Source organism: Streptomyces sp. ADI95-17, assembly GCF_003846175.1.
GTDB classification, from domain to species: domain Bacteria; phylum Actinomycetota; class Actinomycetes; order Streptomycetales; family Streptomycetaceae; genus Streptomyces; species Streptomyces sanglieri.
The window spans coordinates 336,795-347,577 of sequence record NZ_ML123052.1 but is presented as its reverse complement, the minus strand read 5'-3'; the positions used below and the strand labels follow the sequence as shown (position 1 = coordinate 347,577).

The following is a 10,783-nucleotide window of genomic DNA, read 5'->3' as shown; positions in this document are numbered from 1 at the left end:
GGGCGGACCCGACTGGGGGGCGAGCTGCGTCGGCAGGTACCCGCCCGCCGGGGCGCCGGGCGCACCCGGGCCCGAAGGCGGTGGCACGGGCGCGCCCGGCCTGGCACCCGGGGTTCCCGGAGCACCGGGCGGCGGCGGGGCCGACGGGCCTCCACCACGCGCACCACGCGGCGGCACGACTGCCTTGCTGGTGGCCGCATCAGCGATGTCACCGGCACCACCCGCGCCCGGAGCACCCGGCGGAACACCGGGAACGCCGGGAACGCCGGGAACACCGCCCTGCGGGCCGAGACCCGGCACGACCGCCGTCCGCGGCAACTGGCTGCCGCCCGACATCAGGGCCGTCGGCGCATCGGCCGGCACGACCGGCGGCGGGGTGCCGTCGTCGTCGGCACCCGAGAGCGGCGGCGCGAACACCGTGGCAGGCAGCGGCACCGCCCCGTCGTCGGTGCCCGCGTTCGTGTCCGTACCGGCCCACGGGGTGGCCCCGTCGGGCACGTTCGGCACGGCAGCCGGGACACCGTCGTTGGCGGTGGGCTCGTACGCGACCTGACCGCCGTGCGAACCCGGCGACGCCTGACCGACCGGGGCGGCCGGGACGGCGGGCGGCGGGGTGACGGACGGAGCCAGCGGGGCCGGGGACGCCGGGGCGGCGGGAGCCGGCGTGCCCTGGCCCTGCCCCTCGCGGCGGTCCGGGATGCCCAGCTTGTCGGCCGCTTCCTGGAGCCACTCCGGGGGGCTCAACAGGAACGACGTCTGATTGAGATCGATGCGCTGCGGCGGCTCCGGAGCAGCCGCGGCAGCCGCGCCGACGCCGTACTCCTCCTCGTACCGCCGGATCACCTCGCCCACCGGCAGCCCCGGCCACAGCGTGGCCTCACCGCTGTCCCTGGCGATCACCAGCCGCTGCCGGCCACCGTCCGAGACCGGGCCCTCGGCGCGGTCCTCGCCCCACACCACGAAGCCCAGCTCGAACTCCCGCACCCGTACCTCACGGTGCTGGTACGCGGGCACATCGCCGTTGATCCACTCGTCCGCGCGCTCCTGCGCCTGCGCAAAGGTCACCATCGCGCTCACCCCTCCACCGGGACGGCACGCGCGAAGCCGCCGTCCACCATCAGGTTCGCCACGGTCTCCAGCTCCGGCGGATTGCCCGCCAGACGCTGCAGGAAGGCGTCGAAGTCACTGCCGCACGGCAGCAGCAGCCGGCCCACCCGCTCCTGCACGTTCCAGCCGTCCTGGTCCCGGGCGTCGTCGTACGCACAGAACCAGACCGAGCCGATGCCGTCGCCCTTCACCTTCACCGCGACGATCCCGCCCTGGACGAAACCGACGCCCAGGAAATCCTTGGTGAGGTGGTCGCGCAAGCACTTGTTGACGTACACCAGGTCGTTCACCGCGGCCTGCTCGCGCACCGTGAAGAACGGCTGGTCGACCAGCAGCCCCAACTCCGCGTCGAGCGCCGCACCGACCGGCGCCGAACCACCCGCCGCCTTGAGGAACGAGCGGTAGGCACCCGGCAGCCGGTAGCCGAGGTCCTCCTCGACGCCCTGCACCTGCGCCTCGCTCACCGCCACGGCACCCTTCGGCAGCCGGAAGTGCGCGGGGCGGGTCTCCTGCAACGGGCGGGTGCCCCGCTTGTTGTGGTCGACCGCCGTCGCGGCCAGGCCGCCGTGGTGCCGCAGCAGCGCCTTCACCTCGACCGGGACCAGCTCCATGCGCCGGCCGCCGGGCACGTGGTGCCACGTCCAGCCGTGCGGGGTGGCGACCGCCGGGATCGTGTCCCACAGCTCATGACCGCTCGCCGCCAGCGCCGCGTTGGCCGAGACGTAGTCGGTGAGCCGCAGCTCGTCGACCCCGAAACCCTGCGGCGGCTCGGCGATCTCGGCAGCGGCACGCGCGTACGGCGCGAAGTCCGGGCTGCCGTTCTCGTCCATGCGCACACCGCCGGGGTGGCGGGACGCCCGGACCGGGTCCGGGAAATGCACGAGCTGCCCGGCGTAGGCCGCGTTCGGTGGCGCGGCTTGCTGCCCGAGCCGACCTGTCGTCATGGCGGTTGCCCCCTGCTGCGTCTGGCTGGTGAGGACCGGCCCCGCCCTGGGCAGGCCCGGTCCGGGCACAGCCTATGCGGTGGCGCAAGGGCTGGTCTCGCCCATGTGACCTGTCCTACGCCTCCCCCTCCGCATCCGTCACGAACCGTCACAACGACGTGACTGACGAGCGACGCTCCCACCACGGACGGGCGACACGGACACACGTTTCACCGCCCCAGCTTCCCCACCAGCCGGGACATTTGGCAGGCTGTCACCGCAACTCGGGGGCGTGCACATCGCGCAGCTACCGCTGCGGGCACGGGAGGGAAAGCACCATGCACACCGCACAATCAGTCACATCCGGGGATCCACGCCTCAGCTGGAGCAGCACCGAGACCGGCCGCGCACCGCGCCTGCAACACCGGCGCGACGGCATCCTGCCCGCGGTCGCGGCGGCGCTGTCCGTCCGCGGCGAGACGCTGACCTGCACCGCGGGCAAGGGCGACCAGCCCCCCGTACTGCACCCGCTCGTCCAGGACTTCCTCGACACCCTCCCCAGCAGCCGGCGGGAACGCTTCACCGGCCGCTGCCCCGAGGCGATACTGCTCTCCCGGCAACTCACCGCCGCGGAATCGACCCGCTCCAAGCGTGCCCAGCGCAAGCCGCTGACCAACGGCGAAGCCCGGCGCGCCCTGAAGCACTCGCGGCTCACCGCACGGCGCATCCGTGAGGACGGCGACCCGATGCACGGCAGCTACGCGCCGCCGTGCCGCTCCTGCACGGCGATGCTCGCCCACTTCGGCGTACGTCCCGTCGACCTCACGACCACCGGGGCGGCGACCGCCGCCGAGAAGGGCTGACCGCACGCCGATGCACGACCGAACCGACGTACCCGAACAGACGGGCCCAGCGGACCGCGACCGCAACGCCACCACCCGCTTCCCCGTCTCCGTCGACGCCGCACTGCGCGCCGCGGGCTGGCAGCCCGGCCGCTGGGACATCCGGCAGGCCGAGGAGTGGGCCGACGCACTGCGCTCGCACGCCTCGCCCGCCGGCCACCAGCACGCGGTCTTCCCCGCGGCCGTGGAGGCATGGGCCGAATTCGGCGGACTCCACATCACCGCGTCCGCACCGGGCCGCCAGATCGCACCCGCCCCGGTCCGCATCGACCCGCTGAGCGGCCTCCACCTCGCCCGCACCCTCGGCGACCTCGGCCGGGCCCTGGAGACCGAGGTCAGCCCGCTGGGCGAGGAAGGGGACGGACAGGCGGTCCTGGCGATCGACACCGAGGGCCGCGTCTACAGCATCGACCACACCGGCGACTGGTACCTCGGCCCGGACATCGACCAGGCACTGGCCACCCTGCTCGCAGGCATCCAGCCGGACCGCCTCGTCTCGGACTGACCCCGCAGGTCCGGAACCCGGACCGCCTCTCCCCGGGCCGCCTTGCCCCGGGCCACTTCGCCCCGGACCGACTCGTCCGGACCGACTCGCCCTGGACCGACTCGTCCCGGACCGCCTCCCCCGGCCCCGCCTCGCCCCGGACCACCGGCTCAGGCGGTCGGCTCAGGCGGTCGGCTCAGGCGGCCCCCCGGGCCGGCAGTACCGCCGACACCCGGAATCCGCCCGCGTCCGTCGGGCCCGAGACGAAGACTCCGCCGAGCCCCAGCACCCGCTCCCGCATCCCGACCAGGCCGTTGCCCCCGCTCGGCAGCCCGGCGTCCGCCGTGGCCGCGTCCGAGGGACCGTTCTCCACCTGCATCGCGACCTCCGCGTCGCGGTGCGCCAGCCGCACCCAGGTCTTCGCGCCCGCCGCGTGCTTGTGCACGTTCGTCAGGGCCTCCTGCACCACCCGGTACGCCGTCTGCTCGACCTCGGCCGGATACGCGCGGGCCTCGCCGTCCACCGACAGCTCCACCGTCATCCCCGCCGCCCTGGACTCCCCCACCAGGGTCTCCACCTCGTGCAGCCGAGGCCCGTCCTCCGTGGCGGCGGCAGCGGCGGCGGCAGCCGCCTGGCCGACCGAGGCGAGCGGCACCGAGGCCGCCCGGGCCGTCACCGACTCCCCCGCCCGCAGCACCCCGAGCATCTCCCGCAACTCCGTCAACGCCTGCCGCCCCATGTCACCGACCAGCGCCGCGTTCCGCACCGCCTTCGCCGGGTCCTTCGGCGCGACGGCCTGGAGCGCGGCGGCGTGCACCACCATCAGGCTGACCCGGTGGGCGACCACGTCATGCATCTCGCGGGCGATCCGATGGCGCTCCTCCGTACGCGCCCACTCCGCCCGCTCCTCGGCCCGGTCGGCGAGCAGCGACAGCTCCCGCTCCAGCGAGTCCGCCCGCTCCCGCAGGCTCTCCATCAGCCGCCGCCGGGCCCCTATGTAGAGGCCGAACAGCACCGGCGGCGCGGTCAGCCCGAGCGACATGAAGAGGGAGATCAGCGGTACGTACCAGCCGCCGGGCCCGAAATCGGCCTGCTCGTCGACGCTCTGCCGCAGCCGTACGTAGGTGACGATGAACGTCCCCATGAAGGACATCCCCGTCAGCACCGCGGTGATTCTCCGGGGCACGTCGGAGGCGGCCAGCGTGTAGAGGCCGACCAGACCCATCAGGAAGCCCATCTCGGCGGGCGTCGTCGCGATCGCGACCAGCACCACGGCGATCGGCCACCGCCGCCGCACCACCAGCACGGTCCCCGCGATCAGCCCGAACAACACCCCCGCCGGCACCGGCAGCCCGGTGTCCCCGGCGAACTCCACCCCCTCCAGTGCGCATTCCAGCGCGGACAGGAGCGCGAGCCCCACATCCAGGGCGACACTGCGCCGCCGTTCCCACCACCAGTAGCCGCGGGTGGTCGGTCCCGCCGCTTCCCGGTCTGCCCCCGTTGCGGTCATGCCATCCACCCTACGGGCGGCCGCACCTCATTTTCGGGCGACCCGGACAGCACGTACACCTGCGAAACAGAGACGGAACGACCACTTATCGCTTGAAATGGTGAATCGAGCAGGCTTTCGCACCGGACGTTCGCATTCCGGACGACGCTCGTCGCATGACGGAAATCACGAGCAAGTACGCCGACTTCGAAGACCTGCGCGAACAGGCCGTCACCCTGCGCCGGAAGGGCCTCAGCCGCCGGCAGATCCGCGACCGGTTACAGGTCCACAACAACGATCTCCTCAACCGCCTCCTGGAGGGGGAACCCGCCCCGGAGTGGACCAAGCGCCCGAACGCCAAGGACGACCTGCGGGAGAAGGCCAGGGAGCTGCGCAGCCAGGGCATGACCTACGACCGGATCCAGGTGGAGCTGGGGTGCTCGAAGAGCTCGATCTCGCTGTGGGTGCGGGATCTGCCGAAGCCGGAGAGGAAGCGGACACAGGAGGAGGCATCCGCCATCGCGCGGCGCGGCTGGGAGGTCACGCTTCGGCGGCGCGACGAGGAGCGTCAGGAGACAAAGAGACGGGCGCGGAGCGAGATCGACACCATGAGCGCAAACGAGTTGTTCCTGCTCGGCGTGGGCCTCTACTGGGCAGAGGGTTCCAAGTCCAAGCCGCACCGCGCGCAGGAGGGGGTTTCGTTCATCAACAGCGACCCGGACATGATCAAGGTCTTCCTCGCCTGGCTCCGCCTGCTGGGAGTGGGCGACGATCGACTCCGCTTCCACGTGCACATCCACGAGACGGCCGACGTCGCGTCGGCGGAGCGGTTCTGGACCGACCTGACGGGCGCCGATGCGTCCGCGTTCGGCAAGACGACGATCAAGAGTCACTCCCGAGAACCAACCGGAAGAACGTCGGGGTGGGTTACCAGGGCTGCCTGGTGGTACGAGTTCTGAAAAGCGCCGACCTGTACCGTCGCATCGAAGGCTGGTGGTACGGCATAGTAGGGGCTGCCTCGGTGCTCGATCATCAAATTCGGGCATGACGGACAATCCATCCCGGGTCGTCTAATGGCAGGACAAATGGTTTTGGTCCATTGAATGAGGGTTCGATTCCTTCCCCGGGAGCTTCATGACGGGCCCCGGCCCCCAAGGCCGGGGCCCTCACCCATGTCCGCTCGTCAGCCCCCCGGTATCCTTCGGATGTCCCCCACCCGAAGCCGAAGGACATACCCGTGAGCGCCAACCGCCCGGCAGCCGTCGTCGTCCTCGCAGCGGGTGAGGGCACCCGCATGAAGTCGAAGACCCCCAAGGTTCTGCACGAGATCTCCGGGCGGTCGCTCGTCGGACATGTCGTCACCGCCTCCCGCGAGCTGGACCCCGAGCACCTCGTCGTGGTCGTCGGCCACGGCAGCGAGCAGGTCACCGCACATCTCACCGCCGTCGACGACCGGCTGCGCACCGCCCACCAGGCCGAGCAGAAGGGCACCGGCAACGCCGTGCGCGTCGGGCTCGACGAGCTCGGTGGCACCGTCGACGGCACCGTGATCGTCGTCTGCGGCGACACCCCGCTGCTCTCCGGCGAGACACTCACCGCACTCGCCGCCACCCACACGGCCGACTCCAACGCCGTCACCGTGCTCACCGCCGAGGTGCCGGACTCCACCGGCTACGGCCGCATCGTCCGCGACCCGGCCGACGGCGCGGTCACCGCGATCGTCGAGCACAAGGACGCCACCGACGCCCAGCGCGCGATCCGGGAGATCAACTCCGGGGTCTTCGCCTTCGACGGCCGGCTGCTCTCCGACGCCCTCGGCAAACTCCGCACCGACAACAGCCAGGGCGAGGAGTACCTCACCGACGTCCTCTCCATCCTGCGCGAGGCCGGACACCGGGTCGGCGCCTCGGTCGCCGGGGACCACCGCGAGATCCTCGGCATCAACAACCGGGTCCAGCTCGCCGAGGCCCGGCGGCTGCTGAACCAGCGGCTGCTGGAGCGCGCCATGCTGGCCGGCGTGACCGTCGTGGACCCGGCGTCCACGCTGATCGACGCCACCGTCACCTACGAGCGCGACGCGATCGTGCACCCGGGCACCCAACTCCTCGGCGCCACGCACATCGGCGAGGACGCCGAGGTCGGCCCCAACTCCCGGCTCACCGACACCGTCGTCCGCGCGGGCGCCCGGGTGGACAACACGGTCGCGGACCGGGCCGAGGTCGGCGAGGGCGCGACGGTCGGTCCGTACGCCTATCTGCGGCCCGGCACCAGGCTCGGCGCGAAGGCCAAGGCCGGTACGTACGTGGAGATGAAGAACGCCACGATCGGCGAGGGCACCAAGGTCCCGCACCTGAGCTACGTCGGCGACGCGACGATCGGCGACCACACCAACATCGGCGCCGCCAGCGTCTTCGTGAACTACGACGGCGTGGCCAAGCACCACACCACGATCGGCTCCCACTGCCGTACCGGGTCGGACAATATGTTTGTGGCGCCTGTCACGGTCGGGGACGGCGCGTACACCGCGGCCGGCTCGGTCATCACCAAGGACGTACCGCCCGGTTCGCTGGCCGTAGCCCGCGGCCAGCAAAGGAATATCGAGGGTTGGGTGGCCCGCAAGCGTCCGGGAAGCGGCGCCGCGCAGGCGGCTCAGGCCGCCACATCGGAGCGTGACGGCGAAAGCTGACCAGAAACAGGTACGCCGCGCACGGCGTACCGTGATAGATGCTCACCCCATTTCGGCTGGCTCGTTGCACATCGGGACACATGCGTGCAGCGCCAGGAACACGTCTGAGGAGACTGTGCTGTGACCGGGATCAAGACGACCGGCGAGAAGAAACTGATGCTCTTCTCCGGCCGCGCCCACCCCGAGCTGGCCGAGGAGGTTGCGCACCAGTTGGGTGTCGGCCTCGTGCCGACGAAGGCCTTCGATTTCGCCAACGGTGAGATCTACGTCCGCTTCCAGGAGTCCGCCCGCGGCGCCGACTGCTTCCTGATCCAGAGCCACACCGCTCCGATCAACAAGTGGATCATGGAGCAGCTCATCATGCTGGACGCGCTGAAGCGCGCCTCGGCCCGTTCCATCACGGTGATCGTGCCGTTCTACGGCTACGCCCGCCAGGACAAGAAGCACCGCGGCCGCGAGCCGATCTCGGCCCGTCTGGTCGCTGACCTGATGAAGACGGCGGGTGCCGACCGCATCCTCACCGTCGACCTGCACACGGACCAGATCCAGGGCTTCTTCGACGGCCCGGTCGACCACCTCTTCGCGCTGCCGATCCTGGCCGACTACGTCGGTGCCAAGGTCGACCGCACGAAGCTGACGATCGTCTCGCCGGACGCCGGCCGCGTTCGCGTCGCCGACCGCTGGTGCGACCGTCTGGACGCCCCGCTGGCGATCGTGCACAAGCGCCGTGACAAGGACGTCGCCAACCAGGTGACCGTCCACGAGGTCGTCGGCAATGTGAAGGGCCGGGTCTGTGTCCTGGTCGACGACATGATCGACACCGGTGGCACGATCTGCGCCGCCGCCGACGCGCTGTTCGCGCACGGTGCCGAGGACGTCATAGTGACGGCGACACACGGTGTGCTCTCGGGTCCGGCCGCGGACCGGCTGAAGAACTCCAAGGTCAGCGAGTTCGTCTTCACGGACACCCTGCCGACCCCGGGCGAGCTGGAGCTGGACAAGATCACGGTGCTCTCGATCGCGCCGACGATCGCGCGCGCGGTGCGTGAGGTCTTCGAGGACGGCTCGGTCACGAGCCTCTTCGAGGAGCAGTAGGAGCAGCAGGAACAGCGGAAACAGCGGTTCCGAAGATCCACTTTGGGGGCGGCCTCCCCGCCGGGTAGACTCAGCGAGTTGCTCGGCGAGGGAGGCCGTACTCATGTGTACGGCGGTCCGTTATCGACGCGCTCTTCGTAGCAGGCCTGTCGTGGGCCGGGTGACCGTCCAAGTTTCGTCACCTTACGAGGAGTGCAGTCATGGCTGAGGTCAAGCTCGCCGCCCAGGTCCGTACCGAGTTCGGCAAGGGCGCCGCCCGTCGCACCCGCCGCGCCAACCTGGTCCCCGCCGTCATCTACGGTCACGGTGCCGAGCCGGTCCACGTCACCCTGCCGGGTCACGAGCTGATGATGGCGCTCAAGACCGCCAACGTCCTGATCGGCCTGGAGATCGACGGCAAGGACGCCCTTGTCATCCCGAAGGCTGTGCAGCGCAACCCGCTCAAGGGCGACATCGAGCACGTCGACCTGCTGACCGTCAAGCGCGGCGAGAAGGTCAACGTCGAGATCGCCGTGCACGTCGAGGGCGACCTGGCCCCGGGCGGCAACCTGCTGGAGTACGTGCAGAACACCCTGCTCGTCGAGGCCGAGGCCACCCACATCCCCGAGTCCGTCACGGTCTCCGTCGCGGGCCTGGACGCCGGTGCGTCCGTTCTCGCCAAGGACATCCCGCTGCCCAAGGGCTCCGTGCTCGCCGGTGACGAGGACGCCGTGGTGCTCCAGGTCGTCGCCGCGCAGGCCGAGGAGCCGACCGCCGACGCCGAGGGCGAGGGCGCCGAGGCCTGAGCCTCGCCCGCACTGCTTGACTGACGGGGCGGCGGTTCCTTGTACGAGGACCCGCCGCCCCGTTCCCCTGTGATCAGCTGTGAACAGCCGTTCCGCCGATCAGCCGTCGCACGCGAGGAGACCGAGAGAGATGTCCGACGCCACCGACCCCTGGCTCATCGTGGGCCTCGGCAACCCCGGCCCCGAGTACGCGGCGAACCGGCACAACGTCGGCTTCATGGTGGCCGATCTCCTGGCCGAGCGGATCGGCGGGAAGTTCAAGCGGGCGCAGAAGGCGCAGGCGCAGGTGGTGGAGGGCCGTATGGGTCCTCCCGGGCCGGAGAACCGGCGGGTGATCCTGGCCAGGCCGATGTCGTACATGAACCTCTCGGGCGGCCCCGTCACGGCGCTGCGCGACTTCTACAAGGTTCCGACGGACCACATCGTGGCGATCCATGACGAGCTGGACATCGACTACGGGGCGCTGCGGCTGAAGCTGGGCGGTGGCGACAACGGGCACAACGGGCTGAAGTCGATGACCAAGGCGATGGGGGCGGACTATCACCGCGTCCGGTTCGGGATCGGGCGGCCGCCGGGGCGGATGCAGGTCGCGGACTTCGTGCTGAAGGACTTCTCGTCCGCCGAGCGCAAGGAGCTCGGGTATCTGGTGGACCGGGCGGCGGACTCGGTGGAGTGTCTGCTGGCGGAGGGTCTGGAGCGCGCGCAGAGCGCGTACAACTCCTAGACGTCCGGGGCTCGTGGCGGCTCGTACATCTCTGACATTCCCGCCGGTACCCCGGCGATTTTCGGCCACGAGTTGACCGGTGGTGCCGGTCTGCCCAAGGATCGCTCCCCATGAAGCGGAGCTCCTCCAACCGCGCCCTGGTCTATGCCCGCAACGCCGCCATGGGCTGTGTCGTCCTGTTGCTGCTGGTGGCGGGTGTGCTGTCGTCCTGGGACGAGGCTCACCACATCGTTCTGGCCAAGGGCCGTGAGCACGGCACGATGACCGTGACGGGGTGTGGTGCCGATGTCTGCACGGGTCCGTTCGCGCCGTCGGGGCAGGCCACGGCACGGAGCAGGGTGACGATCGACAAGTCCGTCGCGGCGCGGCGGGGTGACCGGTTCCCCGTGGTGATCAAGCCGGGTACGGACGATGTGGTGCGGACCGGGACGCCGGGGTTTCTGCATGCCTGGGTGCCGCTGGGTGGTGCGTTGTTGCTGGCGGGGCTGGTGATCGGTGGTGGTCTGCGGCTGTCGCGGACCGGTTGGGGTACCGGGATCGCGGGTGCGGCCCTGCTCGTGGCGACGTTCGTCGCGCTGTGAGCGGGGC

At 70.9% G+C, this 10,783-nt stretch carries 9 protein-coding genes, 1 tRNA gene and 2 pseudogenes; 9 read left to right on the top strand and 3 right to left on the bottom strand.

What is annotated here, in order from left to right; all coding sequences use genetic code 11:
• Both EES42_RS38895 and EES42_RS38890 read right to left on the bottom strand, forming a co-directional pair.
• Positions 1 to 1,068: pseudogene (locus EES42_RS38895) on the bottom strand (hypothetical protein); the annotation flags it as partial.
• Between the two features lie 5 nt (positions 1,069 to 1,073).
• Positions 1,074 to 2,051, bottom strand: coding sequence for an SMI1/KNR4 family protein (locus EES42_RS38890; RefSeq protein WP_124722911.1), 978 nt, complete (start codon positions 2,049 to 2,051; stop codon positions 1,074 to 1,076).
• Between the two features lie 317 nt (positions 2,052 to 2,368).
• Here EES42_RS38890 and EES42_RS38885 point away from each other — a divergent pair, with 317 nt between their 5' ends.
• Both EES42_RS38885 and EES42_RS38880 read left to right on the top strand, forming a co-directional pair.
• On the top strand, positions 2,369 to 2,893 hold the full coding sequence (locus EES42_RS38885) for a YwqJ-related putative deaminase (RefSeq protein ID WP_124722910.1): 525 nt from the start codon (positions 2,369 to 2,371) through the stop codon (positions 2,891 to 2,893).
• A gap of 10 nt (positions 2,894 to 2,903) precedes the next feature.
• Complete coding sequence (locus tag EES42_RS38880) at positions 2,904 to 3,437, top strand: SUKH-3 domain-containing protein (RefSeq protein ID WP_124722909.1); 534 nt, start codon at positions 2,904 to 2,906, stop codon at positions 3,435 to 3,437.
• 175 nt (positions 3,438 to 3,612) lie between these two features.
• On the opposite strand, the gene EES42_RS38875 is transcribed toward EES42_RS38880, so the two are convergent.
• Positions 3,613 to 4,926 (bottom strand): sensor histidine kinase, encoded by a 1,314-nt coding sequence (locus EES42_RS38875; RefSeq protein ID WP_124722908.1) that lies wholly within the window; start codon positions 4,924 to 4,926, stop codon positions 3,613 to 3,615.
• A gap of 155 nt (positions 4,927 to 5,081) precedes the next feature.
• Between EES42_RS38875 and EES42_RS38870 the strand changes: the two are divergent.
• The 7 genes and pseudogenes from EES42_RS38870 (at position 5,082) to EES42_RS38840 (ending at position 10,776) form a co-directional block, all read left to right on the top strand.
• A pseudogene (locus tag EES42_RS38870) lies at positions 5,082 to 5,953 on the top strand (hypothetical protein).
• A gap of 11 nt (positions 5,954 to 5,964) precedes the next feature.
• Positions 5,965 to 6,035 (top strand) — tRNA-Gln (locus EES42_RS38865).
• Between the two features lie 107 nt (positions 6,036 to 6,142).
• Complete coding sequence (gene glmU / locus EES42_RS38860) at positions 6,143 to 7,591, top strand: bifunctional UDP-N-acetylglucosamine diphosphorylase/glucosamine-1-phosphate N-acetyltransferase GlmU (protein WP_124722907.1); 1,449 nt, start codon at positions 6,143 to 6,145, stop codon at positions 7,589 to 7,591.
• Between the two features lie 120 nt (positions 7,592 to 7,711).
• A complete protein-coding gene (locus tag EES42_RS38855) occupies positions 7,712 to 8,686 on the top strand; it encodes a ribose-phosphate diphosphokinase (protein ID WP_030926792.1) in 975 nt (324 codons plus the stop codon).
• 200 nt (positions 8,687 to 8,886) lie between these two features.
• Complete coding sequence (locus tag EES42_RS38850; protein WP_124722906.1) at positions 8,887 to 9,471, top strand: 50S ribosomal protein L25/general stress protein Ctc; 585 nt, start codon at positions 8,887 to 8,889, stop codon at positions 9,469 to 9,471.
• A gap of 130 nt (positions 9,472 to 9,601) precedes the next feature.
• Complete coding sequence (gene pth / locus EES42_RS38845; protein ID WP_124722905.1) at positions 9,602 to 10,195, top strand: aminoacyl-tRNA hydrolase; 594 nt, start codon at positions 9,602 to 9,604, stop codon at positions 10,193 to 10,195.
• Positions 10,196 to 10,305: 110 nt separating this feature from the next.
• Positions 10,306 to 10,776 carry a hypothetical protein gene (locus EES42_RS38840; RefSeq protein WP_124722904.1) on the top strand — a complete coding sequence of 157 codons (471 nt, stop codon included), beginning with the start codon at positions 10,306 to 10,308 and terminating at the stop codon, positions 10,774 to 10,776.
• The last annotated feature ends 7 nt before the right edge of the window (positions 10,777 to 10,783 follow it).

What these genes read in the sequence shown, in the direction of transcription:
- EES42_RS38880 (WP_124722909.1), top strand. Translation starts at nt 2,904, where the DNA reads ATGCACGACCGAACCGACGTACCCGAACAGACGGGCCCAGCGGACCGC.
- EES42_RS38840 (WP_124722904.1), top strand. Translation starts at nt 10,306, where the DNA reads ATGAAGCGGAGCTCCTCCAACCGCGCCCTGGTCTATGCCCGCAACGCC.
- EES42_RS38875 (WP_124722908.1), bottom strand. Translation starts at nt 4,926, where the DNA reads ATGACCGCAACGGGGGCAGACCGGGAAGCGGCGGGACCGACCACCCGC.
- EES42_RS38885 (WP_124722910.1), top strand. Translation starts at nt 2,369, where the DNA reads ATGCACACCGCACAATCAGTCACATCCGGGGATCCACGCCTCAGCTGG.
- pth (WP_124722905.1), top strand. Translation starts at nt 9,602, where the DNA reads ATGTCCGACGCCACCGACCCCTGGCTCATCGTGGGCCTCGGCAACCCC.
- EES42_RS38850 (WP_124722906.1), top strand. Translation starts at nt 8,887, where the DNA reads ATGGCTGAGGTCAAGCTCGCCGCCCAGGTCCGTACCGAGTTCGGCAAG.
- EES42_RS38890 (WP_124722911.1), bottom strand. Translation starts at nt 2,051, where the DNA reads ATGACGACAGGTCGGCTCGGGCAGCAAGCCGCGCCACCGAACGCGGCC.